The 339-nt window shown below is 68.7% G+C and carries 1 protein-coding gene; it reads left to right on the forward strand.

Annotation, left to right across the window (positions count from 1 at the left end; genetic code table 11):
- A partial coding sequence (locus KJQ96_RS38915; protein ID WP_213291211.1) for a phosphopantetheine-binding protein occupies positions 1–339 on the forward strand: 339 nt, incomplete at both ends.

Genomic DNA, 339 nt, shown 5'->3' on the forward strand with positions numbered 1-339 from the left:
TTCGAACTGGGCGGCCACTCGCTCCTGGCGGTGCAGCTCTTGAGCCGGCTGTCGCAGGCTGTTGGCGTCGCGCTGCCGCTGACGGGGCTGTTTGCCAAACCGGTGCTGGCGGAGCTGGCGGCAAGCATCGTGGAGGTGTTGAGCCGCTCCGGTCCGCAAGAGCTGCCGGCGATTGCGGCCGTGTCGCGTCATGAGCCGCTGGTGCTGTCGTTTGCGCAGCAGCGGCTGTGGTTTTTGGCGCAGCTGGACGAGGGCAGCACGAACTACCACATTCCGCTGGCCTCGCGGCTGCGCGGGGCGCTCGACCGCAGCGCCTGGCAGCGCAGCCTTGACCGTTTG

The organism is Bradyrhizobium sp. sGM-13, from assembly GCF_018398875.1.
Taxonomy (GTDB): Bacteria; Pseudomonadota; Alphaproteobacteria; order Rhizobiales; family Xanthobacteraceae; genus Bradyrhizobium.